A 22419-nucleotide genomic window follows, 5' to 3' on the forward strand; every position below is an offset into this window, starting at 1 on the left:
TGCCGATCGGGGTATTGTTGTGACTGTCTATCTGCCCATTGCAGAGCTCTCGGTGAACATCTTCATCATTCTCGGCATGGGCGCGGCCGTCGGCTTCCTTTCCGGCATGTTCGGGGTCGGCGGCGGCTTCCTCATCACACCGCTCCTCATTTTCTACAACATCCCGCCGATCGTCGCCGTCGCGACGGGTGCCAACCAGGTCGTCGCCTCCTCGATATCGGGCGCGCTTTCGCATTTCCGGCGTGGAACGCTGGATGTGAAGCTCGGCACGGTGCTGCTCTTCGGCGGCCTTGCGGGCGCCACCGTCGGTATCTGGATCTTCTCGCTCCTGCGCAGCGTCGGCCAGCTCGATCTCGTCATCTCGCTGCTCTATGTCGTGCTGCTCGGCACCGTCGGCATCTTGATGCTGCTCGAGAGCATCCGGGCGCTGCGCCGCGCGGCGAACAACCAGCCCGTCTCGCTGCGCCGGCCCGGCCAGCACAGCTGGGTGCACCGCCTGCCGCTGAAGATGCGTTTCAAGAAGTCGAAGATCTACCTCTCCGTCATCCCGGTCATCGGCCTCGGTTTCGGCATCGGCATTCTCACCTCCATCATGGGCGTCGGCGGCGGCTTCATCATGGTGCCGGCCATGATCTATCTCCTGCGCATCCCGACCAATGTCGTCGTCGGCACCTCGCTGTTCCAGATCATCTTCGTCACCGCCTATACGACGATGATGCAGGCGACGACCAACTATTCGGTCGATATCGTGCTCGCCTTCATCCTGATGGTGGCGGGCGTCATCGGCGCGCAGTACGGCGTGCGCGTCGGCCAGAAGCTGCGCGGCGAACAGTTGCGTGCGCTGCTGGCGCTGCTCGTCCTTGCCGTCGGTGCCCGCCTTGCCGTCGATCTCGTCGTCACGCCGGCCGATGTCTATTCCGTCGTCAGCGAGGGGGTCTATCGATGAGAGCCGTCGTCGCGCTCCTTCTTACCCTGGGTCTTGCTTTTCCCGCTGCCGCGCAGGTGCTGGAGGACAAGCCGGTCGAGTTCCCGGAAAAGCTCGAGATCGGCATCTCGACGGACGAGATTGCGATCTCCTCGGATTTCCGCGGCGCGGACCTGACGATCTTCGGCGCCATCGAAGGCTATGATCCGTCCCTGCTCGCCCAGCGCAAATACGATATCGTCGTGGCGCTGGAGGGTCCGAAGGACAACAACACGGTGCGCGTGAAGGAGCGCGTCTTCGGCATCTGGATCAACCGCCGCTCGATGACCTTCGAGCTCGTGCCGGAATCCTATTCGCTGTCGAGCACGCGGGATGTCGAAACGATCGCCGAACCGCCGGTGCTCAACGGCGTCGGCGTCGGCATCCAGCATATCCGCCTTTCGCCGATCGGTTATGTCGGCGACGGCAGCACCATCACGGAGTTCCGCGAGGCCTTCCGGCGCCTCAAGGAGAGCGGCGGCTTCTACCAGCGTGATCCGGGCGGCGTGCAGTTCATCAGCGCGAGCCTGTTCAAGGCGACGGTGAAACTGCCGGCAAGCGTGCCGAACGGCACCCATGTCGTGCGCGCGCACCTCTTCCGCGATGGTGTCTTCATTGCCGAGAAGGCGCTGCCGCTGCGCGTGATGAAGACCGGCATCGAGCAGATGATCTCCAATGCCGCCTACAACAACGCGCTCGCCTACGGCGCCTTCTCCGTCCTCCTCGCCGTCCTCACCGGATGGCTGGCCAGCATCGTCTTCCGCAAGGACTGAGCGTCAGGAGCGGTAGACGAGGACGGGCACCTTGGCGTGGCTGAGCACCTTCGTCGTGACGCTGCCCATCAGGAAGGCGCTGACGCCGCGCCGGCCGTGCGAGGCCATGGCGATCAAATCGCAGCCCTTTGCCTTGGCGGTGTCGACGATCGCCTGCCAGGCGTCGCCGGCCGTCACCTGCAGCGTCTCGACCGGCACGCCTGCGGCGTTCGCCTTCGCCTCGACGGCGCCGAGGATGCGGATGCCGTCCTCCTTCACATGCGCTTCGTAATCCGTCCTGAGGCTGGCGGTCGCGCCGGGGGTCACGGGCAGGAAATGCAGCGGTTCGGCCACCGTCAGCGCCGTCACCCTCGCGCCGAGCGTCCTGGCGAGCTGCAGCGTCTGGTCGATGGCGGCGTTGGAAAGATCCGACCCGTCCGTGGGGATGAGGATATGCTTGTACATGGTGCAGCCTCCTTTTTGCCCAGACTAGAACCGGCGTCCGGTGCTGCCTTGATGGAAATCAACCGCGACGCTTTCGTCAAGCATCGGCTGCGGCGGCGCGGCGGGCGACGACCGCCTGATAAGCGGCCTGCAGCTCGTTGAAGACCGAGCGGGCAGGGCGCGGCGCGCCGAGATGGATGGCCCGCAGTTCGTCCATGAAAGCCGCCCACAGCGGCGGGCCGCCCTCTTCCAGCAGCTCCGCACGGATCGACAGGTCCTCCGTCACCGGCAGGAAGCGCCGCCCCCAGGCCCCCATCATGGCGAAGACCGGCACCAGTGCGATGCCCATTTCGGTGAGGCTGTAGAGCGCCTTCTGCTTGTGGCTCGGATCGTCCGCCTTGCTGACAAGACCCTCGTCGACGAGGCGGCGCAGCCGGTCCGCCAGGATGTTGGAGGCGATGCCTTCCTCCGATTTCGTCAGGAGTTCGCGGAAATGGCGGCGATTGCCGAACATCATGTCGCGCAGCACGATCAGGCTCCAGCGGTCGCCGAGGATTTCGAGCGTCAAGTTGATCGGGCAGCCGGAGCGGTGGGTGTCTTTCATCGAATTCTCCAAAACTGCTTGCACATTACAATCGGTTTCGCTATCCATCAACTAGTTGCAGTTCGCAACTGGTTTAAAGGTGCGCGGCAGACGGCCGGCAAGAGAGGACAGGACGATGGCAAGGGTAATCATCTGGAACCTCGTGACGCTCGACGGCTTCTTCGAGGGCGAGAAGAAATGGGATCACGACTTCCACAACCGGGCCTGGGGTCCGGAGCTGGAGAAGCTCAGCACCGATTTCGGTACGTCGGCGAGTCTTCTGGTCTTCGGCCGCGTGACATATGAGGGCATGAAGGCCTATTGGACGACGACCGAGGACGAGGGGGCCGTGAAGGCCTTCATGAACGCCCTGCCGAAGCTCGTCGCCTCGCGCACCATCACCACCTCCGACTGGAACAACACCGAGGTGACCGCCGACATCGTCGCGGCGCTTTCGACGCGCAAGGCGACGCTCGACAAGACGATCTACGTCTTCGGCAGCGCCGACCTCACGGATTCGCTGCTGGAGGCCGGGCTTGTCGACGAGGTGATGCTGGCGGTGGTGCCGGTGCAGCTCGGCAAGGGCACGCCCTTCTTCAAGGAGGGCGCGCGGCGTGACTTCACGCTGATCGAGGCAAGGCCGCTCGAAAACGGCACGGTGCTGGTGCGTTATGCGCCGGAGGTCGTCAGCCGATAAGGTTGGCGAAGCGCACCGAATAGATGCGGTCGCGGCCGAGCATGTGCGCGACGAGGCTTGGCCGCTCGAAAAGGCCGGTCATCGCCCTGTGGCGCAGATCCAGGCCGCCCGTCATCAGGCCGAAGGCGGGCATCAGGAGGCGCCGCCCGTCGGTCGCGAAACACGGTCGGCGCACGGCCTTCTCCCGGCGGATGACGGTGGCGGCCGGATGAAGGTGCCCGGCGATCTCGCCGGCCGGGGAAATCAGCGACGGCTCGTGCCGGAAGGCGAGGCCCGCATAGTGCAGCTCGTCCGCCGACTGGCCGGGCAGGTCGACCGTCCCGTCGGGATCGTGGTTGCCGTTGATCCAGATCCAGTCGCGCCCGCGCGCCAGCTCCGTGATCTTCGTGCGAAAAATGTCCGGAAGGTGGGCCGAGCCGACGCGGTCGTGGAAATTGTCGCCGAGGCTGACGACGATCGCCGGATCGTGCCGGGCGATGACGGCTTCGAGCACCTTGAGCGTGGCGAGCGTGTCGTAGGGCGGCAGCATCATGCCGCGCCGCGCGAAGGCCGCGCCCTTTTCCAGATGCAGGTCCGAGACGACGAGAAGGCGGGTTTCCGGGAGGTAGAGCGCGCCGAGCGGATCGCACACCACTTCCACGCCCGCCACAACGGTGCGGGCCGAAACGGCGCTGAAATCCTCGATCTTCGCCGATGCCAGCGCGAGCCTCTGCATGCCTGTCGTTCAATCCCTTCAGATGGCCCTTCAGATGGCCGCCTCGCCCATCGCCTCGGCGATCAGGTCCTCCGCCGCTTCCGCCAGCAGAGAATCCTGTGCCTCGCCCGCCACCGGCTCCTTGCCGATTTCCAGCATGATCGGCACGGCGAGCGGCGATATGCGGGTCAGCCGCCGGTGGGTGATGTGGCCCTTGATTCGCGCCAGCATATCGCCCAATCGCTGAATATCCAAAAGCCCCGCCGCCGCATCGTTGCGCGTGGCTTCCAGCAGGATGTGGTCCGGCTCGTGGCTTCGCAGCACGTCGTAGATGAGGTCGGCGGAAACGGTGACCTGCCGCCCGGTCTTTTCCTTGCCCGGATGGCGTTGCTCGATAAGCCCGGCAATCACGGCGCAATTGCGGAAGGTGCGCTTCAGCATGAAGCTTTCGTCGAGCCAGGCTTCCAGGTCGTCGCCCAGCATGTCCTCGTCGAAGAGGTTTGCGAGTGACGGGCGCTCCACCGCAAAACTGTAGCCGAGATCGTCGAGCGCCCAGACGGCAAGGGAATAGTCCGTGGCGACGAAGCCGAGCGGCCGGCGGCCGGCGCGCTCCAGCCGGCGCGTCAGCAGCATGCCGAGCGTCTGGTGCGCCAGCCGCCCCTCGAACGGATAGGCGACCATGTAGTGCCGGCTGCCGCGCGGAAAGGTCTCGATGAGCAGTTCGTCGCGCTTCGGCAGGGCGGAGACGTCCCGCTGCAGGGCCAGCCAGTCGCGCACCTGCTCGGGCAGCCCGCCCCAGCGGTGGGGATCGTCCAGCATGCCGCGCACCTGGTCGGCGAGATAGGTCGAGAGCGGGAACTTGCCGCCGGCATAGGCCGGCACCTTCGGATCGAGCGAGAAGGCCTGGGAGACGAGACATTCGTTCTCGCGGATGCCCTCGAAGCGCAGCACCTTGCCGGAGAAGAGGAAGGTATCGCCGGGCGCCAGCATTTCGAGGAAATATTCCTCCACCTTGCCGAGCGAGGCGCCACCCCGGCCGATCGCACCCTTGGCGCCGCGCTTGACCATGCGCACGTTCAGCATCGGCATCTCGACGATCGTGCCGAGGTTGAGGCGGTATTGCTGGGCGACCTGCGGATTGGAAACACGCCACAGCCCATCCTGCGTCTTGCGGATGCGGGCATAGCGCTCGTAGGTCTTCAGCGCATAGCCGCCGGTCGCGACGAACTGCACGATACGGCCGAATTTTTCCCGTGGCAGACCGGTATAGGGCGCGGCGGCGGTGATCTCGGCAAACAGCGCATCCTCGTCGAAGGGTGCCGCGCAGGCCATGCCGAGGACATGCTGGGCGAGCACATCGAGCGCGCCGTCGCCCACCGGCGGCGTATCCTGCGCGCCGAGATAGTTGGCGTCCAGCGCCGCCTGGCACTCCATCACCTCGAAGCGGTTGGCGGGCACCAGGATCGCCCGGCTCGGCTCGTCCATGCGGTGGTTGGCGCGGCCGATGCGCTGGGCAAGCCGCGAGGCGCCCTTCGGCGCGCCGACATGGATGACGAGGTCGACGTCGCCCCAGTCGATGCCGAGATCGAGCGTCGAGGTGGCGACGACGGCGCGCAGGCGGTTTTCCGCCATGGCGGCCTCCACCTTGCGGCGCTGGCCGACATCGAGCGAGCCGTGGTGTAGGGCGATCGGCAGCGTGTCCTCGTTGATGTTCCAGAGCTCCTGGAAGAGGATTTCCGCCTGGCTGCGCGTGTTGACGAAGAGCAGGGAGGTCCTGTGATCGCGGATCGCCTCGTAGACCTCGGGCATGGCGTATTTCGCCGAATGGCCGGACCAGGGCACGCGCTCCTTGCTCTTGAGGATGGTGATGATCGGCCGCGCCCCGCCCGGTGCGGTGACGAGGCCGGCATGCCGCGCCTCGCCGGGCTCTTGGGCGACCAGCCAGCGGCGCAGGTCCATCGGCTCGGCGACGGTGGCCGAAAGGCCGATGGTGCGAAGGCCGGGCGCAAGGCGGCGCAACCGTGCGAGCCCCAGCGACAGGAGATGGCCGCGCTTGGAGGTGACGAGCGAATGCAGCTCGTCGAAGATCACGTATTTCAGGTCCTTGAAGAAGCGCGGCGCCTCGCCGCTGGCGATGAGCAGGGCAACCTGCTCGGGCGTCGTCAGCAGGATATCGGGCGGATTGAGGCGCTGGCGCTGGCGCTTGGCCTGCGGCGTGTCGCCGGTGCGCGTCTCGACGGTGATGGGCAGGCCCATCTCCTCGACGGGCTTCGTCAGGTTGCGCTCGATATCGACGGCCAGCGCCTTCAGCGGCGAGATGTAGAGCGTGTGGATGCCGGTGAAGGCGCTGCCGGGCGGGATCCTGCCGCGGCGAGCAAGGTCGGTAAGGGCCGGCAGGAAGCCGGCGAGCGTCTTGCCGGCGCCGGTGGGCGCGATGAGCAGCAGGCTTTCGCCCGCGGTCGCCCGCGCAAGGAGCTCCATCTGGTGCGCACGCGGCTGCCATCCCCTGGCCGAGAACCAGGCGGTGAAGGCGGCGGGCAGGAGGCTGGGGCCGGTGGTGGAATCGACGGTGCTCACCGGCCTAAGCTAGTGAGCGCCGGACGAATGTGAAGCGGCCCGCCGAAAAATAGCCTCACATGGCGATGTAGCGGTCGGCGCGGTGGTTGACCGTCAGGAAGAGGTTGAGCACGAGCGCGCCGACCACCGAGCAGAGCACGATGAAGGGCGCAGCCACCGAGAAGGCGGCGATGAGCACGACGACGTCGAAGGCGAGCTGCACGAGGCCGGCGCGGATGCCGAAACGCTCCTGCATGTAGACCGCGAGCACGCCGATGCCGCCGAGGCTGGCGCGGTGGCGGTAGAGGCCGAGCAGGCCGAAGCCGAGCAGGATACCCGCCAGCACCGCCGTCCACATCGGGTCGATGCTCTCGATCGTCACGAAATGCGGCTGAAGCTCGGTGATCAGCGAGGTCATCGTCACGGCGAGCACGGTCTTGATCGTGAACGCCCAGCCGAGGCGCTTCAGCGCCAGGATATAGAAGGGGATGTTCACGACGGTGTAGTAGACGCCGAAGCTCACGCCGGTCAGGTAGTGCAGCACGAAGGCGACGCCGGCGGTGCCGCTCGCCACCAGCCCGGCGCTGCCCATCAGGGCAAGGCCGAGCGCGGCGATCATGCTGCTGGCGAACAGGCCCTGTGCGTCTTCCAGCGGCGTATGGCGGGTGGGAGTGGGATTCCAGAAGCCGAAGCGCCGCTTGTCGCCGTCCATGCCAGATCTCCGATGGTTCTTGCTGTTGTATAGGGCGCAATGGCCGGCGCAAGCGTTGCCTTCGGCTAGGCTTCGCGCCTTGCGAGGAAGAGCAGCCCGTGCACCGGCTGGCCGGCATCCTGCCGGATCACGCTTTTCTCGACGGCGAGGATGGCAAGGCCACTTTCTTCGGCCCTTTGGCGGATGAAGCGTTCCGGATGGGCATAGCGCAGCGACGGGCGCAGCAGCGGTGCATCACCCGTCCCGCCGTCCTCGACGGAAAAGGCGAAGACGCCGCCGGCCTTCAAGAGGCGCGCGGCGCTCGGGAAGACCTCGGCGAGGTCGCCGAGATACATCAGCACGTCGGCAGCGCCGACGAGGTCGGCCCGTTCCTCCGGCGCAGCAGCGAAAAGCCCGCTCTCTGCGGCCGGCAACGACAGGTCGGCCTGCGCGAGATGGTCGTAGACCCCTTTCTCCTCCGCCTTGGCCAGCATGCCGGCGGAAAGGTCGAAACCCTCGAGCCGCCTGGCGCTGGCGCGCAGTTCCACACCGAAGAGGCCGGTGCCGCAGCCGATATCCGAGACGAGGCCGAAATGCGCATCCTCGCCCGCATGCCGGCGCACCAGCCGGGCGAGCGTCTGCGGCACGGTATAGTCGAGCCGTTGCACGAGGGCGGTGTCGAAGCGGTCGGCATAGTCGTCGAAGAGCCGCTCGACATAGGCTGTCGAGGGCGCGGCGGGCGTTTCGGCGGCGCCCAGCACGGCCAGTTTCAGGCCGGCACCGAAGATATCGGCCGGGTCGAGGGCGACGACCTTCTGAAGGGCGGCCGTCGCTGCCTCCTTCCGGCCCGATTTCTCCGCATATTCGGCGAGCCGGAACCAGCCGGCGGCCCAGGAGGGCACCTGTTCGAGCGCCTGTTCCATGAGTTCCGCAGCCTCCGCGAATTCGCCCGATTCCGCGAACATGCGGGCATAATCGGCGCGGCGGTCGGCGATGAGATCGCCGGAGGAGAAGTGCGGGCTCGTCATAGGGGCTCGAAAACGGAAAAACGGACGGCGCTACATGGCAGGGCCGCGGCAAAAGGCAAGCGAATTCTCGCGAGGACCCCTTGCTTGCGGCGGGACCGGTGACGGCTTATCTGGGACGGACACGAGTTTTTGGAGAATCAACCGATGTCGAATGGCGTGAACGGGTTCCTCGGCGATACACCGATCCGCGTGATCATCAAGCTTTTGATCCTGTCGGTGGCCGTGGGCTTCCTGATGTCGATCTTCGGGCTCTATCCGGACGACATCCTCTTTGCCGTGCGCGATTTCATCGTCGATCTCTGGAACACCGGCTTCAAGACGCTGGGCCGTCTGGGCGACTACCTGCTGCTCGGCGCCGTCATCGTCGTGCCCGTCTTCATTCTCATCCGCGTCCTGAGCTACCGTCGCTGACCATGATGTCCCGTCGTGCCTTTCTTGCCGCCTCCGCGGCGTCCGTCGCCGTGCTCGCCGCGGGCTGTTCCACCACCGGCGTGCTGACCCCGTCGGCCGGCACCGGCAGCGACCAGACGCCGGCCTCGCTCGCCTTCGTCAACAAGATCAGGACCGAACGCGGCCTTGCGCCGCTTTCCCTAGACAAGGCGGCGCAGCGCGCGGCCATGGACCAGGCAAGCCGCATGGCGAGCGCGGGCAGGATGGAGCACAATATCGGCTTCAGCGCGAATTTCCTGAAGCGCATGAAGGGCATGGAGGTGCCTCTGCCGGCAGCGGAAAACATCGCGGCCGGGCAGGACAGCGCGGCGGAAGCCTTCGATGCCTGGTATCGCTCGCCGAAGCACCTGGAAAACATGCTCGGAACGGGCTACCGCGGCCTGGGCGTCGCTGTCGTCTCCAATCCCGCGTCCGGCAACCGGCCCTATTGGGCGATGGTCCTGTCAAGCTGAGCGTGCCGATCCCCTTGAGGTGATCGCCTGCGGAAGTTAGCCGGCCCGTAGTTTTTTGGACCGGGCCGGGGATTATCCCCGACCCGAACGCTCGGCCCCTCAAAAGGGCTGGTCGAGCTGCGTGTCGATATCGCGCGCATCAAGCGGCTTTCGGGGCCGTGCCGGCGTCAGGCGCGCAATGCGGTCGGGATTTTCCGCTGTCGGATTCTCGGGCACGGTGCCGGGCGGAAGCGTGTTGCGAGCGATGTCAGATTTGCTGGTTCGTTCCATTTCCTCGCTTGGATGCATGTCCGGGCGCAGAATGAGCCCGCTCCTTGCGAAGATCGACACTTCGCCTTCCTCCTCGCGCACATCCGCCCTGGCGCGCAGCCAGTGGGAATATTCGCGGCCTTCCGGGCGGCCTTCTTCTTCCCATATTTCATGGGCCCTTTGCCGGATCCGTTCGTTGTGATCATCCATGATATCGTCCCTTCCTGGCCTTTTTGGCCGTTATGGGCGGGATCGGTGCAGGCTACCGTCGATGCGAATCGGCTTTTGCCGAACACTCCACCCGCAGGAACGAAACCCTTCAGGAGGACTATGGTTCCCGTGTGGCGGTCAGAGGGCGCGATCGGCCCAATGGGCGGTGCGCGTGCCGCGAAGCGCGGAGATCGAGGCGATCTGCTCGCGATCACAAATGCGCGAGAGGCCTTTCACGATTTCGCCGGGCAGGGTCGGGCCGGCATAGACCATACAGGAATAGAGCTGCACGAGGTTCGCGCCGGCGCGGATCTTCTCCGCTGCCGTCTCGGCGCTGGAGACGCCGCCGACGCCGATGATCGGCAGGCTTTCGCCGACACGCCGGCGCATCTTGGCGAGCACCACGGTCGACTTCTCGAAGAGCGGCTTGCCGGAAAGCCCGCCCGCCTCGCCGGCCTGGCGCGTGTCGCCGAGGCCTTCGCGCGACAGCGTGGTGTTGGAGACGATGAGGCCGTCGAGCGGATGGGCGAGCGCCACTTCGGCGATGTCGTCGAGGCCCTCCTCGGTAAGGTCCGGCGCGATCTTCAGGAAGACCGGCACATGGCGGCCGCGTCTCGCCGCCTCCTCCGCGCGTGCGGCGAGCACGGCGGACAGCAGGGCATGCAGGCTTTCCTTGGCCTGCAGGTCGCGCAGGCCCGGCGTGTTGGGGGAGGAGATGTTGGCGGTGAAATAGTGCGCCACGTCGTAGAAGGTGCGGATGCCGGCGACATAGTCGGCGATGCGGTCGGCGCTGTCCTTGTTGGCGCCGATGTTCACGCCGGTCAACGCATCGCGCCGGCAGGTCTTCAGGCGGTCCAGCGCCGCCGCATGGCCGGCATTGTTGAAGCCGAGGCGGTTGATGACGGCATCGTCCTGCACAAGGCGGAAGATGCGCGGCTTCGGATTGCCTTCCTGCGGGCGCGGGGTGACGGTGCCGATCTCGGTGAAGCCGAAGCCGAGGCGCAGGAGGGCCTCCGGCACTTCGGCATTCTTGTCGTAGCCCGCGGCCATGCCGAGCGGGTTGGGGAAGGCAAGGCCGGCGACGGTCTGCACGAGGCGCGGATCGGCCTTGGCCGGGCAGGCGGGCACGAGACCGGCCTTCAGCGCGGCGATCGACAGGCCATGCGCGGTTTCGGGATCGAAGAGGAAGAGGCCCTTGCGGCCGAGGGTGGACAAGAGCGACATCAGAGCGGCATCTCCGGAAACTGGTGGGCGCCGTCCGGGCCGAGCGGCAGGGGCTTTTCCCAGAGCACGGCGGAGAGCGGAAGGGCAGCATAGAGATGGGGGAAGAGGTCGCCGCCGCGCGAGGGTTCGTAGACCAGCCTTTCGCCGAGCGCCTCGCCATCGACGGCGACGAGGAGGAGGTCGGTCTGGCCGGCGAAATGGCGGGCGGCCGTCTCCTTCGCCTGCGCGGCGGTGGAGAAATGGATGAAACCATCCGAGAGGTCGATGGCGGCGCCCTCGAAAATCCCGGCCGCCTTCGCCTTCTGCCACAGACTTGCCGGAACGATCTTGTAGATTGTTTTGGCCATCTCGTCCGTTCCTCCACTGGCTGCTGTTTTTCAACGGTAGCGCTTGCCGCAAAGAACGGCGAATGTCCACCGGCGACAGGCCCGCAAACCGGCTCTTGGAGGATTTTGCATGCGAATTCACGCTCTGCCTTTCATCTTCGTCGCCGCCCTCGTGGCGGGCTCCGCCCAGGCCGAGGGCGAGGGACGCTACCGCATGGAGAAGACGGACGGCGGTTTTGTCCGCCTCGACACCGCGACGGGTGAGGTTTCGCTGTGCCGGGAGCAGGAGGGCCAAATCGTCTGCCGCATGGCGGCGGACGAGCGCGCGGCCTTCGAAAAGGAGCTCGACCTCCTCACCAAGCGCGTCGAGGCGCTGGAAAAAGGCGGCGTGACGGGCGAGACGGCCGCAAAACCGTCGCTACCCACGGATGAAGAGATTGACCGGACCATGACCATCATGGAAAAGATGATGCAAAGGTTCATGGGCATCGTGAAAAACCTGGAGGAGGGTGAGGAGGAAACCGCCCCCGGGAAGGACGCGATCCCGCAGAAGACCTGACGGACATCCTTCGCCGGCCAAGGCCGTGCTGTGTCCGTCGCGGGTCCGTCTACTCCGGGGAGGGAGCGCATGGCATCGGCACTCACGATCATCATCGCGGACGACCATCCGCTGTTCCGCGGCGCGTTGAAACAGGCGCTGACCGGAATGGCGGGCAATCCTGATATCGTCGAGGCCGGCGATTTCGAGGCGGCGCGCAAGGCGGCCGCCGACCATCCGAACGCCGACCTCATGCTGCTCGACCTCGCCATGCCCGGCGTCAGCGGCCTGTCCGGCCTGATCTCGCTGAGAGCGGAATTCCAGAGCCTTCCCGTCGTCATCGTCTCGGCGAGCGACGACCCGGTTACCATCCGTCGGGCGCTCGATCTCGGCGCATCCGGCTTCATCTCCAAATCCGCCTCGATCGAGGATATCCGCGAGGGCATAGGCTCGGTGCTGGAGGGCAATATCTATACGCCCGGCGGCTATGTGCGCGGGCCGGAGCAGGACAGCGAGGTGGCGGACCTGATTGCGCGGCTGCGCACGCTGACGCCTCAGCAGTCGCGCGTGCTCGCCATGCTCGCCGAAGGCCTGCTCAACAAGCAGATCGCCTATGAGCTCGGCGTCTCCGAGGCGACCATCAAGGCGCATGTTTCTGCCATCCTCCTGAAGCTCAACGTCGACAGCCGCACCCAGGCGGTCATCCAGCTCGGCAAGATCGGCAGCGCCCAGGCCGCCGCCTGAGACCTACTCCGCCGCTTCCCGCTGCGTCGTCGAAAGCTGCGTCAGCCAGGCCCGCATGGAGGCGGGGCGGACGGGCTTGTTCTGCACGAGGATAGTGTCGCGCTCGGCCTCGGCGCGCACGTCCGGCGTGCGGTCTGCGGTGACGAGCAGGGCCGGGACTTGCCGGCCGAGCGCCGCCCGGAGCTTTCCGATCGCGGCAATGCCGGTGCCGTCGTCGAGATGATAGTCGGCGATGACCGCATCGAAGGCGGGGGTGCCGGCTGCGGCCAGCGCCTCGACCGCGGCCACCGATTCGGCGAGCGTCACCGCGCAGCCCCAGCCGGAGAGCAGCAGCCGCATGCCGTCGAGGATCTTCGGCTCGTTGTCGACGCAGAGGACGCGCAGGCCCTTGAGCGGCTCGTCGCTTGCCGGCAGCGCGGCGGGCTTGTCGGCGACGTGGCGGCTTGCGACGGCATCGATCGGCACGCGCACCTTGAAACTGGTGCCGCGCCCCTGCGTCGATTGCAGCTCGACCGGATGCGACAGCACGCGCGAGATGCGGTCGACGATGGAAAGGCCGAGCCCGAGGCCCGGCGCCGTGCGCGCACCCTCGTCGAGGCGGGCGAACTCCTTGAACACGGTGCGGAATTTCGAGGCGGGAATGCCGATGCCGGAATCCAGCACCTGGATATAGGCGTGCCCGCCCTTGCGCCGGACGCCGACGAGGACCTTTCCCGAATTGGTGTACTTGATGGCGTTCGAGACGAGGTTCTGCACGACGCGGCGCAGGAGGTTTGGGTCGGTGCGGATGGCGAGCGAGGAGGGGAGCACGGTGAACTTCAGGCTCTTCGCCCGCGCCATGGGCGCAAAATCGGTCTCGATGCGCTTCAGGAGGTCCTTCAGCGGCACCGTCTGCACGCGCGGCTTCATCGCGCCGGTGTCGAGGCGGGAAATGTCGAGCACGGCGCCGAGAATGGCTTCCACCGATTCCAGCGAGGAATCGATGTTGTGGATCATCTGGCGGTTCTCCGTCTCCCCGAGCCGTTCGACGAGGGAGGAGGAGTAGAGGCGGGCGGCGTTCAGCGGCTGGAGGATGTCGTGGCCGGCGGCCGCGAAGAAGCGCGTCTTGCTGATATTCGCCTCCTCGGCGGCCGCGCGCGCTTCGGCCAGCTCCGTGTTGACGCGGGTGAGCTCGGCGGTGCGCTGGGCGACGCGCTGTTCCAGCGTCTCGTTGACCTGCTTGAGGGCCCGGTCGGCCGCCACGCGGTCGGTGATGTCGGTATAGGTGGAGACGAAGCCCTTTTCCGGCATGGCATTGGTACGCACCTCGATGATGCGCTCGCCGCCGGAAAGCACCAGCGCAAAGGGTTCGTCGAAGGTCATGGTGCGCGTCACCGCGGCCTCGCGGTCCTCCTCCGCGATATCGCCGCGCTCGACGAGGATTTCCACGATGTCGGAAAGCGGAAAGCCGACCTGGCCGACATATTCCGGCAGGTCGAGCAACTGGCGGAAACGGCGGTTCCAGACGGTGAGGTTGCCGGCGCTGTCGAAGACGGCGATGCCCTGGTCCATCTGGCCGAGCGCGGTCTGCAGCATGTCCTGGTTGTATTGCAGCGCCTCGCTGGCCTGGTCGAGCAGCCAGTCCGTATCCGTCGGCGTGTCGTCGATGCGCTGGAGCACGAGCGACAGGACGAGGCGGGCCGAGGAGGAGCCGATGGCGCTGCCGAGCAGCTGTTCGGAAAAGTGCACGATGGCGGCATCGGCCGGCGAATTGTCCTCCAGCCAGCGGCCGACCTGCCGCTCATAGGTATGGAAGGAGCGCTGCATGCGCTCCTCGCCGAGATACTTTGCGATGGTGGACTTGAGATCCTTGACCGTCACCTTGGTGCGCCGGCCGCGGAAGGCCCGTTCGAGACGCGGCTTGGGACGGATGAAGGTGCCGGCCTGGAGCCGTTCCAGCGAGGTCGGGTTGCGGGTGAGCGAGCCGATGACATAGGCGCCGATGTTTACCATCATGGCGAGCAGCGTGGCGTTGACCAGCGGGTCCGCGTTCTCGCCAGTGAAGATGGTCGCACCGGGGAACAGGAAGCCGAGCACGGTTTCGGCGATATAGGCATTGTCGGCGACGCCGATACTCGGCAGGAAGAGCAGGTAGGCCCAGACGACGAGGCCGGAGATCATTCCGGCCATGGCGCCGCGGGCATTGGCATTGCGCCAGAAGAGGCCGCCGAGCAGCGTCGGGGCGACCTGCGCCGCCGCGGCGAAGGCGAGCAGGCCCATCGAGGCGAGGCCGGCATTGGCGGTCGCGGCGCGGTAATAGGCATAGCCGAGCAGCAGCACGAAGAAGATAGCGAGCCGCCGGATGCGCAGCAGCATGCGCGACAGGTCGTCCTGCTGCTCGACGCCGCCGATGAGATTGCGCCGCAGCACGACCGGGATGACGATGTCGTTCGACACCATGATGGAGAGCGCCACCGAGGCGACGATGACCATGGCGGTGGCGGCGGAGAACCCGCCGATGAAGGCGATGAGCGTCAGGACGGGCTGGTCGAGCGCGAAGGGCAGGGTCAGCACGTAGAGGTCGGCATCGCCCTGGCCGTTGAAGGTGAGCACGCCGCCGATGGCGACGGGCAGCACGAAGAGGTTGATGGCGACGAGGTAGAGCGGGAAGAGGACGCCCGCCATGCGCAGCTCGCCGGCCGTGCGGTTCTCCACGACCGTGACGTGGAACTGGCGCGGCAGCATGACGATGGCGAAGGCGGAGAGCACGATGAGCAGGATCCAGCGCGCGACCGGCGTCTCGTAGGTCAGCGCTTGCATGACGCGTTCGTTTTCCGCCGCGCGCTGCCAGAGGTCGCCGAGCCCGTCGAACATGAAGTAGATGACGTAGATGCCGACGGAGGCGATGGCGACGAGCTTGACCAGCGATTCCATCGAGATGGCGAGGATGAGGCCGTCCTGGTGCTCGGTGGCGTCCGTGTGGCGCGTGCCGAAGACGATGGCAAAGCAGGCAAGGAACAGCGTGACGACCAGCGGCAGGTCGATGAGGCCGCCGGAAGCGGCGATGCCGAAGCCGGTGGTATCGACCATGGCCGAGACGGAGCTCGAGACCGCCTTCAGCTGGAGCGCGATATAGGGAATGTAGCCGATCAGCGAGATGAGGGCGACGACGGCGGCAACGCCGGGATTCTTGCCGTAGCGCGCGGCGACGAAGTCGGCGATCGAGGTGAGGCGCTCGGATTTGGCCAGCGTCACGATGCGGCGCAGGAGCGGCATGCCGAGCGTGAACATCAGGATCGGGCCGATATAGATGCCGGCAAATTCGAGGCCATTGGTCGTGGCGAGGCCCACGCCGCCGAAATAGGTCCAGGAGGTGCAGTAGATCGCAAGGCTCAGCGCATAGACGAGCGGCCGGCCCTTCGATGTGCGGTCGGTGCGTTTTGCCTTCCGGTCACCGTAACTTGCGACTGCGAAGAGCAGGAGCAGATAGGCGAGCGCCAAGGCGAATATCAGCGAGCCCGGCATGCTTCCTCCCGCAGTCCTTCGGCCTTTCAAACGAGAATAGGCCAAAGCGGACGGGAAGGAAATTGCGTCGAAGGTCGAGGATGAAAAGGAGCGGTGTGTAACCCCGTCGATATTGATGGAACGCAGTTCCATCTCCATGAAAACTAATCTAGGTTGCTCGGGCTTTGCAGCAACAGGAGACCCTCATGCTCAATGAGTTCAAGGCGTTTATCGCCCGCGGCAATGTCATGGACCTCGCCGTGGGTGTCATCATCGGTGCAGCCTTCAACAAGATCGTCGAATCCGTCGTCAATGACCTCGTCATGCCGATCGTCGGTGCCTTGACCGGGGGCGGTTTCGACTTTTCCAACTACTTCCTGCCCCTGTCGAGCAATGTGACGGCCTCGTCGCTCGCCGCCGCCCGCGAGCAGGGCGCCGTTTTCGCCTATGGCAGCTTCATCACCGTATTCATCAACTTCCTCATCCTCGCCTGGATCATCTTCCTGATGATCAAGGGCGTGAACCGCATGCGCGCGTCGCTGGAGAAGGAAAAGGCTGCCGGTGCCGCCGAGCCCGCACCGCCGCCGGAAGACGTGCTACTTCTCACCGAGATCCGCGACCTCCTGAAGAGCCGTCCGGTCGCCTGAGGCATCCAAAGCTGGTTTTTGTAGGTGAAAGGCCCGGTTCGCCGGGCTTTTTATACCGCGGGCCATCCCGTCGCGCGGGCCTGCTCAAGCGTGGCGACGAGGGCATCGGCCGGTGAGAGGCCGAGACGCTCGCTCCGGCGCATGAGCCAGCCGGCATGTACGAGCCGGATTTCGACGGGAATGCGCTCGATGCCGAGCGTGAGCGCGGCCGCCATGCGGTGCTTGCCGTTGGTATGGCGGATGAGGGTGCCATCGGCGCCGATCGCCACGCCGATGTCGCGCTCGGCAAGGTCCTGCCAGAGCGTGCGTGTCCAGCGATGGCGCCGGCCGGTCTGGCCGCGCAGGCCGAGATCGGAATGCGGCACGATACCGTTCTTCTCGATGTCGGCGATGAGCGCCAGATAGTATTCGAAGAAATTGTCGAGCTTGTCGATCGTGTCGAGGGCGATGCGGTTGCGCTTGACCGTCGCGCCGCCCCTGATGCGCTCGGCATAGGCCTGGTAGCGTGCCCCCGCGCGAAAATCCTGCCGCGTTTCGACGAGTTCGACGATCTCCGCATGGGAGGAGGATTTGTCGAGCGGTTCGACGACGCGGCTCCAGTCGCTGCCGTCGAGGAAATGTGTGCCGATCCAGCGAAGCTGGCCACGATCGGAGATGTTGTCGCGCAGCCGGGTCGTCAGGCGTTTGGTGGCGACGGGGATCACCAGCTGTTCGCCGAAATGGAAGTGGCCCTGGGCGGCGAGGATGGCCGGGCCGCCCTCGCGGTCGAGCCGCCGGGTCGCGCGGTTGAACCGGCCGGTAAAGCCGACATGGGCCGCTGCGAAGTCGCGCATCGGCACCCAGTCGAGCGCCTTCTGGATGAGCGAGGGCACGGGAGGCCGCGCACCGGGCGGCACCCTTTGATAGACTGGTCCTGGAAAAGCCTGCTGGTCCGCCAACCTGTATTCGAGTCCGTTCCCGTGGCCGTCGGCGCAAGGGCTGGCAGACGGCAGCGCCATCCATGACAAATAAACGACGGCTTGCAAAGGCGTGGAATCGGCCAGCGCCGCCGGCGCCCGGAAAACCCGGGCATATCCGGGCTTTGCGTCGTCGGCCGGTCCGTTCGGGAACGTGCGGGGCGGCGTGCCCGATGCCTTGCCGCCGCGAATCAGGCCGTAGCGCCGGCTGTCTTCGTCTGGTGGATCTCGATGAGGCTCGGGCCCTTGCGGCCGCCTGCCTGCTCCAGCGCGGCCGGCAGGTCGCGCACGTCGGCGAGGCGTTCGGCGGGCACGCCATAGGCGGTGCCGATGGCGATGAAGTCGGGCGCGGAGGGTTTCACCCCTTCCGGCGTGATGCCGGCCTCGACCATGAAGTTCTCGATCTCCTGGTAGCCGTCATTGTTCCAGACGAGGAAGATGACGCGCGCGCCGGCATCCGCCGCCGAGCCGATCTCCGACAGGGAGAACTGCAGGCCGCCATCGCCGACAAGGCAGATAACCGGCACATCGGGTTCGGCAAGGGCTGCGCCGATGGCGGCGGGCGGGGCGAAGCCGAGCGCGCCGTAGCCGGTCGCGGCGTTGAACCAGCTGCGCGGGCGCGGCGCGTCGCAATAGTAGTTGCCGGCATAGACGGCCTGGGTGGAATCGCCCACGATGATCGCCTTCGGCAGCGTGCGCCAGATGGCATCGATGACGCCGATTTCCGCCTGCATCTTCGCCGTCAGCTCGTTCCAGGCGCCCTTGCGGGCGGTTTCGGCGCGTGCAGCCCCGTTGCTTGTCGCCTTGTGACCCTCGAGGAAGCCGAGCATGCCGGCCGCCGCCGTCTTGGCGCTGGAGAAGATCGAAAGCCCCGATTGTGGCGTGCGGGCAAGCTGGGCGGCGTCGATATCGATGCGGATCAGCGATTTCAGCCGCGGAAAGCCGTTGTCGACATTGATGTCATAGTCCGTCGGTCCGAATTCCGTGCCGAAGGCGACGACGAGGTCGGCATCGGCAAGCAGCCGGCGCACGGCCTTGAGGCTGGGGCTCGCCGGCACGCGCAGGGCACTTCCGGCAAGCATCCCGCGGGCATTGACGGTGGTGACGACGGGCGCGCCGATGCGCTCGGCAAGGGCGCGGATCTCCTCTTCCGCCGTCACCGCGCCGCCGCCGGCGAGGATGACGGGGCGCGAGGCGTTGGTGCACAGGATGGCGGCGCGCTGCAGGGTTTCCGCATCGGCGCGCGGGCGCGTGGCGACCGCGGCGGGGAAGCTGCCGGTCTCGATGGGCTTCGCCATCACGTCGGTCGGGATTTCGATATGCACCGGGCCGGGGCGGCCGGACAGCAGCACGGCAAAGGCGCGTTCCATGACGAGCGGCAGGTCGGCGGGATTGAGCAGCGTGTGCGAATAGAGGGCGAGCGTCTTCATCATGCCCTGCTGGTCCGGCAATTCGTGCAGCAGGCCGCGGCCGTGGCCGAGCGAATCGCGCCGGTTGACGCCGGATATGACCAGCATGGGCACGGAATCCTGCCGCGCCTGCGCCATCGCCGTGATGGTGTTGGTAAGGCCGGGGCCGGTGATGACCAGCGCGACGCCCGGCTTGCCGGAAACGCGGGCATACCCGTCCGCCATGAAGCCGGCGCCCTGTTCGTGGCGCGGCGTGATGTGGCGGATCTTCGCGGCGGCAAGGCCCCGGTAGAGTTCGACCGTGTGCACGCCCGGAATGCCGAACACGACCTCGACGCCGTTAGCCTCCAGGAGGTCGACGAGAACTTCCCCGACGGTTTTCGTGCTCATGCGCGGCGCTCCTTCGGCATGGTGGAACGGGTTGCGAGCGCGGTGATGCGCCGGCAGGCCTCGTCGATATGGGCATCGGGCACGGTCAGGCTGAGGCGGATGAAGCCTTCCGCCTCCTCGCCGAAGGAGGAACCCGGCATGACCGCGACACGTTCCTCGCGCAGGAGTGCCCAGGCGAAATCCTCGCCGCTCATGCCCGTTTCGGAAACGTCGACGACGATGAACATGCCGGCCTCCGGCGGCAGCGGCACGAGGCCGGGTGCGCGCGACAGGGCTTCGGCGAAACGGGCGGCGCGCGCCTTGTAGCTCTGGCGCATCGTCGCGGCGGTCGAGATCGGGTTGTCGAGCGCATAGGCCGTCATGTCGGCGATGAAGGGCTGGCCGCCGAACAGCATCGTCTCGGAAACCGAGAGCAGCCGCGTGCAGAATTCCGCCGGGCCGATCGCCCAGCCGCTGCGGAAGCCCGGCGCGGCGTGGGATTTCGAGATGGAGGAGACGACGATGGTGCGCTCGGCAAGGTCGGGATTGTCGAAGGGCGAGGCGAAGGCCGCGCCGAAGACGAGCTCTTCATAGACCTCGTCGCAGACGATCCACAGGTCGTGCCTGCGGCAGACGGCGCCGATCTCGGCGATCTCGGCGGCGCTCAGCACCGCGCCCGTCGGGTTGTGCGGCGTGTTGAGCAGCAGTACCCGGCAGGCCGGCGTGATGGCGGCTTCGAGGTCGGCCGCCTTCATGTGGAAGCCGTTTTCCGGGCGCAGCGGCACGGCGATGCGCTCGGCGCCGGTGGCGCGGATGACACCCTCGTAGGTGGCATAGAGCGGATCGCCGACGAGCACCGCATCGCCCGCTTCCACGAGGCCGAGCATGACGGCGAAGAGGGCGGTCTGGGTGCCGGGGAAGCAGAGCACGTTGGCGGAGGTCACGTCGCAGCGGCGCTTCTGGTACTTGCGCACCAGCGCGTCGACCACGGAGGGTTCGCCGCGGCCGTTGGAATAGCGGTAGCGGCCGGCATGCATGGTACGCGCGGCCTCGGCCAGCAGCGCCGGGTCCGGCGGTACGTCCGGCTCGCCGATGGTCAGCTCGATGACCGCCGCGCCTTCGGCCTTCATGCGTCGCGCCTCGGCGTGGATGGCCCATTTTTCAGAGCCGAGATTGGCAAGCCGATCTGTGATGGATGCATAGCGCATGGCCGTCCTCCGCATTTCCATTGGGTGTCGTTTATCGGTCGGTGCCTGCGGCGTCGACCGGTCTCAGGCGCAGCCCGAGCAGGGTTTCGATCGAGGTCAGCGCGATCTCGACGAGCTCGCTTTCCCCGAAAAGCTCGCCGGCCAGGCAGCCTTCCAGCCAGAGTCCGTCGAGCAGGCCGTTGATCGCGATGGCGAGCGTGCGGCAGCGCTCCGGCGAGGCGTCCGCGCCGCGCGCGGCAAGGAAGTCGCCGAGCAGGCCCTCCAGCGCGTTGCGGAAACTCAGATAGCCCTCGCGGTGGATGGCGGCGAGTTCCGGATCGACGCTGACGCGGCTGATGAACGAGGCCCAGAGCGAGAGGCTTCGGCTGTTGGCGACCGGTTCCGTCAGGTTGATGACGATGAAGTCGCGCAGCCGCGTTTCCGGATCGCCCGTCACCCGCTCGGCCTTTTCGGTGAGCCGGGCGATGACGACCCGATAGGCCTCCTGCAGGATGTGCTCCTTGGACTGGAAGTAATGCCGGATGAGGCCCGCCGTCACGCCCGCCTTGATGGCGATCTGCCGGACCGTCGCGCCCTCCAGGCCGTATTCCGCGATGCAGTCGAGCGTCGCCTCGATCAGGTCGTGGCGGCGTTCGGCCTCGGGGGCGCGATGGAAGGTCCGGCGGGCCATGGTTCCTCTCTAGTCTCTGCGCAATTCCGGACGCAAGGCTGCCCCCTTCCGCTGGAGCTGCTTCAGGCCGCGCGGCGCAGCACCGGCCGCGTCAGGCAGGTCGGCCCGCCCTCGCAGGCGATGCACAGCGCGTCGGCCTCGAAGGTCTCCACCGTGCAGCCGGCCGCTTCCATCGCCGCCTTGGTGGCCGGGAAGCCTTCGACCATGATGACCTCGTAGGGCCGGGTCGGCAGCACGTTGAGCGACAGGCCGTTGCTGGCGTGGAATTCGTCGGCCGGCGCCTCGATCAGGCGGATGCCGCGCTTCTTGAGCAGCTGGTAGAAGGCGGCCGGCAGCAGCGGGGCGAAGACGAGGGCAAGGTCGTCCGCCAGCGGGCTCATCACGCTCATCAGGTGGAGGCAGGCTTCCTCGCCCTGCCAGAGCGGCAGGTCGTAGGCGAGAACCGTGACGCCGTGCGGGCCGAGGATCTTCGTGATCTGGTCGATGCCTTCCTGGTTGGTGCGCACGCCGCGGCCGATGACGAGCGTCTTCGCATCGAGCCAGATGCAGTCGCCGCCCTCCACGGTGCCGTCGCCCTCGATGCGGCCGAGGATCGGGATCTGGCGTTCGGCATAGGCCTTTTCGTGCAGCGCGGTTTCGGCGACGCGCAGCGGCTTGCCCATGCGCAGGAGGATCGCGCCGTGATCGGACATCAGCGAGGGATCGTGGGTGAACATGGCGTCGGCGAGCCCGTCGCCTTCGTCCTCCAGCCAGATGATCTCGGTGCCGGATTTTTCCACGAGCTCGGCGAAGGCCTTGTACTGGTGGACCGCGCGGGCGCCGTCGAAGGTCGGGCCGTAATGCCACTTGGCGGCATCGGCGCCCCTCAGGCTCTCGCCGGGGCGGCGCATCAGAACACGCATCAGGGGGGCCGACATTTCCTGCGAACCGTAGGCGGTCATTCACTGCTCCTAAGGGAAAATCATCTTGGACGGGCGCTGCCGGAAAAGTCAGCGATGCGCCTATTATACGCTTGAATAATTTCTTAACAAGTGCCACGATGCATTCCATAAGACGACACGACGGGCCGAAGATG

Annotated in this window: 23 protein-coding genes and 1 pseudogene; 8 read left to right on the forward strand and 16 right to left on the reverse strand. The window is 66.5% G+C overall.

Translation table 11 applies throughout. The features are described from left to right. Positions 1-19 precede the first annotated feature (19 nt). The gene (locus tag AABQ55_RS05035; RefSeq protein WP_244767380.1) at positions 20-946 is read left to right on the forward strand and encodes a sulfite exporter TauE/SafE family protein; all 927 of its coding nucleotides are present in this window, start codon (positions 20-22) and stop codon (positions 944-946) included. After that, entirely contained in the window at positions 943-1737 is a 795-nt protein-coding gene (locus tag AABQ55_RS05040; RefSeq protein ID WP_272804306.1) for a TIGR02186 family protein, read from the forward strand. The genes AABQ55_RS05035 and AABQ55_RS05040 overlap by 4 nt, the downstream gene beginning before the upstream one ends. Positions 1738-1740: 3 nt before the next feature. Here AABQ55_RS05040 and AABQ55_RS05045 read toward each other — a convergent pair whose 3' ends face one another. Both AABQ55_RS05045 and AABQ55_RS05050 read right to left on the reverse strand, forming a co-directional pair. Beyond that, a complete protein-coding gene (locus AABQ55_RS05045; RefSeq protein WP_244767382.1) occupies positions 1741-2181 on the reverse strand; it encodes a universal stress protein in 441 nt (146 codons plus the stop codon). Between the two features lie 76 nt (positions 2182-2257). Then, on the reverse strand, positions 2258-2764 hold the full coding sequence (locus AABQ55_RS05050; RefSeq protein WP_272804307.1) for a winged helix-turn-helix transcriptional regulator: 507 nt from the start codon (positions 2762-2764) through the stop codon (positions 2258-2260). Between the two features lie 115 nt (positions 2765-2879). On the opposite strand from AABQ55_RS05050, the gene AABQ55_RS05055 reads away from it, so the two are divergent. Then, positions 2880-3440, forward strand: a complete 561-nt coding sequence (locus AABQ55_RS05055; protein ID WP_272804308.1) for a dihydrofolate reductase family protein — start codon at positions 2880-2882, stop codon at positions 3438-3440. Here the strand turns inward: AABQ55_RS05055 and pdeM are convergent. The 4 genes from pdeM to AABQ55_RS05075 form a co-directional block, all read right to left on the reverse strand. Next, a complete protein-coding gene (gene pdeM / locus AABQ55_RS05060) occupies positions 3430-4155 on the reverse strand; it encodes a ligase-associated DNA damage response endonuclease PdeM (RefSeq protein WP_272804309.1) in 726 nt (241 codons plus the stop codon). The two genes, AABQ55_RS05055 and pdeM, sit on opposite strands and share 11 nt — an antisense overlap. 30 nt (positions 4156-4185) lie before the next feature. Then, the gene (locus tag AABQ55_RS05065; protein WP_272804310.1) at positions 4186-6711 is read right to left on the reverse strand and encodes a ligase-associated DNA damage response DEXH box helicase; all 2526 of its coding nucleotides are present in this window, start codon (positions 6709-6711) and stop codon (positions 4186-4188) included. Positions 6712-6766: 55 nt separating this feature from the next. After that, positions 6767-7402: a YitT family protein gene (locus AABQ55_RS05070; protein WP_244767386.1), complete on the reverse strand. Its 636-nt coding sequence runs from the start codon at positions 7400-7402 to the stop codon at positions 6767-6769. Between the two features lie 65 nt (positions 7403-7467). Next, the gene (locus AABQ55_RS05075) at positions 7468-8409 is read right to left on the reverse strand and encodes a methyltransferase domain-containing protein (RefSeq protein WP_272804311.1); all 942 of its coding nucleotides are present in this window, start codon (positions 8407-8409) and stop codon (positions 7468-7470) included. 144 nt (positions 8410-8553) lie between these two features. Between AABQ55_RS05075 and AABQ55_RS05080 the strand changes: the two genes are divergently transcribed. Both AABQ55_RS05080 and AABQ55_RS05085 read left to right on the forward strand, forming a co-directional pair. Further along, entirely contained in the window at positions 8554-8820 is a 267-nt protein-coding gene (locus AABQ55_RS05080) for a DUF6460 domain-containing protein (protein WP_023512405.1), read from the forward strand. A gap of 2 nt (positions 8821-8822) precedes the next feature. Then, positions 8823-9311: a CAP domain-containing protein gene (locus AABQ55_RS05085; RefSeq protein ID WP_272804312.1), complete on the forward strand. Its 489-nt coding sequence runs from the start codon at positions 8823-8825 to the stop codon at positions 9309-9311. 99 nt (positions 9312-9410) lie between these two features. Here AABQ55_RS05085 and AABQ55_RS05090 read toward each other — a convergent pair whose 3' ends face one another. The 4 genes and pseudogenes from AABQ55_RS05090 to AABQ55_RS05100 form a co-directional block, all read right to left on the reverse strand. Then, positions 9411-9641 (reverse strand): hypothetical protein, encoded by a 231-nt coding sequence (locus AABQ55_RS05090; protein WP_272804313.1) that lies wholly within the window; start codon positions 9639-9641, stop codon positions 9411-9413. Between the two features lie 30 nt (positions 9642-9671). Beyond that, a pseudogene (locus tag AABQ55_RS37730) lies at positions 9672-9770 on the reverse strand (DUF2934 domain-containing protein); the annotation flags it as partial. 138 nt (positions 9771-9908) lie between these two features. Continuing rightward, entirely contained in the window at positions 9909-10994 is a 1086-nt protein-coding gene (locus tag AABQ55_RS05095; RefSeq protein ID WP_272804314.1) for a quinone-dependent dihydroorotate dehydrogenase, read from the reverse strand. Next, complete coding sequence (locus AABQ55_RS05100) at positions 10994-11341, reverse strand: DUF952 domain-containing protein (RefSeq protein ID WP_272804315.1); 348 nt, start codon at positions 11339-11341, stop codon at positions 10994-10996. The genes AABQ55_RS05095 and AABQ55_RS05100 overlap by 1 nt, the downstream gene beginning before the upstream one ends. Positions 11342-11450: 109 nt before the next feature. Between AABQ55_RS05100 and AABQ55_RS05105 the strand changes: the two genes are divergently transcribed. Together AABQ55_RS05105 and AABQ55_RS05110 are read left to right on the forward strand one after the other, a co-directional pair. Continuing rightward, positions 11451-11879: a hypothetical protein gene (locus AABQ55_RS05105; protein WP_272804316.1), complete on the forward strand. Its 429-nt coding sequence runs from the start codon at positions 11451-11453 to the stop codon at positions 11877-11879. Positions 11880-11948: 69 nt separating this feature from the next. Further along, complete coding sequence (locus AABQ55_RS05110) at positions 11949-12602, forward strand: response regulator (RefSeq protein WP_244767393.1); 654 nt, start codon at positions 11949-11951, stop codon at positions 12600-12602. A 3-nt stretch (positions 12603-12605) separates the two neighbouring features. Here AABQ55_RS05110 and AABQ55_RS05115 read toward each other — a convergent pair whose 3' ends face one another. Then, positions 12606-16106 carry a PAS domain-containing hybrid sensor histidine kinase/response regulator gene (locus tag AABQ55_RS05115; protein ID WP_272804317.1) on the reverse strand — a complete coding sequence of 1167 codons (3501 nt, stop codon included), beginning with the start codon at positions 16104-16106 and terminating at the stop codon, positions 12606-12608. 185 nt (positions 16107-16291) lie between these two features. Between AABQ55_RS05115 and mscL the strand changes: the two genes are divergently transcribed. Next, a complete protein-coding gene (mscL, locus tag AABQ55_RS05120) occupies positions 16292-16732 on the forward strand; it encodes a large conductance mechanosensitive channel protein MscL (protein ID WP_064332380.1) in 441 nt (146 codons plus the stop codon). 50 nt (positions 16733-16782) lie between these two features. Here the strand turns inward: mscL and AABQ55_RS05125 are convergent, their stop codons facing one another. From AABQ55_RS05125 to AABQ55_RS05145, 5 genes are all read right to left on the reverse strand, one after another. Then, positions 16783-17604 (reverse strand): hypothetical protein, encoded by an 822-nt coding sequence (locus AABQ55_RS05125; RefSeq protein WP_272804318.1) that lies wholly within the window; start codon positions 17602-17604, stop codon positions 16783-16785. 275 nt (positions 17605-17879) lie between these two features. Next, entirely contained in the window at positions 17880-19487 is a 1608-nt protein-coding gene (locus AABQ55_RS05130) for a 5-guanidino-2-oxopentanoate decarboxylase (protein WP_272804319.1), read from the reverse strand. After that, positions 19484-20674 carry a pyridoxal phosphate-dependent aminotransferase gene (locus AABQ55_RS05135; protein WP_272804320.1) on the reverse strand — a complete coding sequence of 397 codons (1191 nt, stop codon included), beginning with the start codon at positions 20672-20674 and terminating at the stop codon, positions 19484-19486. Before AABQ55_RS05135 ends, AABQ55_RS05130 begins: the two co-directional genes overlap by 4 nt. Before the next feature lie 31 nt (positions 20675-20705). After that, positions 20706-21344 carry a TetR family transcriptional regulator C-terminal domain-containing protein gene (locus AABQ55_RS05140; RefSeq protein ID WP_272804321.1) on the reverse strand — a complete coding sequence of 213 codons (639 nt, stop codon included), beginning with the start codon at positions 21342-21344 and terminating at the stop codon, positions 20706-20708. Between the two features lie 62 nt (positions 21345-21406). After that, positions 21407-22285, reverse strand: a complete 879-nt coding sequence (locus AABQ55_RS05145; protein ID WP_244767399.1) for a dimethylarginine dimethylaminohydrolase family protein — start codon at positions 22283-22285, stop codon at positions 21407-21409. Positions 22286-22419 lie beyond the last annotated feature (134 nt).

Origin of the sequence: Shinella sp. WSD5-1 (assembly GCF_963942435.1) — a bacterium.
GTDB lineage: Bacteria > Pseudomonadota > Alphaproteobacteria > Rhizobiales > Rhizobiaceae > Shinella > Shinella yambaruensis.

Coding starts and splice junctions, on each gene's coding strand:
- AABQ55_RS05040 (WP_272804306.1), top strand. CDS start 943: ATGAGAGCCGTCGTCGCGCTCCTTCTTACCCTGGGTCTTGCTTTTCCC.
- AABQ55_RS05045 (WP_244767382.1), bottom strand. CDS start 2,181: ATGTACAAGCATATCCTCATCCCCACGGACGGGTCGGATCTTTCCAAC.
- AABQ55_RS05050 (WP_272804307.1), bottom strand. CDS start 2,764: ATGAAAGACACCCACCGCTCCGGCTGCCCGATCAACTTGACGCTCGAA.
- AABQ55_RS05055 (WP_272804308.1), top strand. CDS start 2,880: ATGGCAAGGGTAATCATCTGGAACCTCGTGACGCTCGACGGCTTCTTC.
- pdeM (WP_272804309.1), bottom strand. CDS start 4,155: ATGCAGAGGCTCGCGCTGGCATCGGCGAAGATCGAGGATTTCAGCGCC.
- AABQ55_RS05070 (WP_244767386.1), bottom strand. CDS start 7,402: ATGGACGGCGACAAGCGGCGCTTCGGCTTCTGGAATCCCACTCCCACC.
- AABQ55_RS05075 (WP_272804311.1), bottom strand. CDS start 8,409: ATGACGAGCCCGCACTTCTCCTCCGGCGATCTCATCGCCGACCGCCGC.
- AABQ55_RS05080 (WP_023512405.1), top strand. CDS start 8,554: ATGTCGAATGGCGTGAACGGGTTCCTCGGCGATACACCGATCCGCGTG.
- AABQ55_RS05085 (WP_272804312.1), top strand. CDS start 8,823: ATGATGTCCCGTCGTGCCTTTCTTGCCGCCTCCGCGGCGTCCGTCGCC.
- AABQ55_RS05095 (WP_272804314.1), bottom strand. CDS start 10,994: ATGTCGCTCTTGTCCACCCTCGGCCGCAAGGGCCTCTTCCTCTTCGAT.
- AABQ55_RS05100 (WP_272804315.1), bottom strand. CDS start 11,341: ATGGCCAAAACAATCTACAAGATCGTTCCGGCAAGTCTGTGGCAGAAG.
- AABQ55_RS05105 (WP_272804316.1), top strand. CDS start 11,451: ATGCGAATTCACGCTCTGCCTTTCATCTTCGTCGCCGCCCTCGTGGCG.
- AABQ55_RS05110 (WP_244767393.1), top strand. CDS start 11,949: ATGGCATCGGCACTCACGATCATCATCGCGGACGACCATCCGCTGTTC.
- AABQ55_RS05115 (WP_272804317.1), bottom strand. CDS start 16,106: ATGCCGGGCTCGCTGATATTCGCCTTGGCGCTCGCCTATCTGCTCCTG.
- mscL (WP_064332380.1), top strand. CDS start 16,292: ATGCTCAATGAGTTCAAGGCGTTTATCGCCCGCGGCAATGTCATGGAC.
- AABQ55_RS05130 (WP_272804319.1), bottom strand. CDS start 19,487: ATGAGCACGAAAACCGTCGGGGAAGTTCTCGTCGACCTCCTGGAGGCT.
- AABQ55_RS05135 (WP_272804320.1), bottom strand. CDS start 20,674: ATGCGCTATGCATCCATCACAGATCGGCTTGCCAATCTCGGCTCTGAA.
- AABQ55_RS05140 (WP_272804321.1), bottom strand. CDS start 21,344: ATGGCCCGCCGGACCTTCCATCGCGCCCCCGAGGCCGAACGCCGCCAC.
- AABQ55_RS05145 (WP_244767399.1), bottom strand. CDS start 22,285: ATGACCGCCTACGGTTCGCAGGAAATGTCGGCCCCCCTGATGCGTGTT.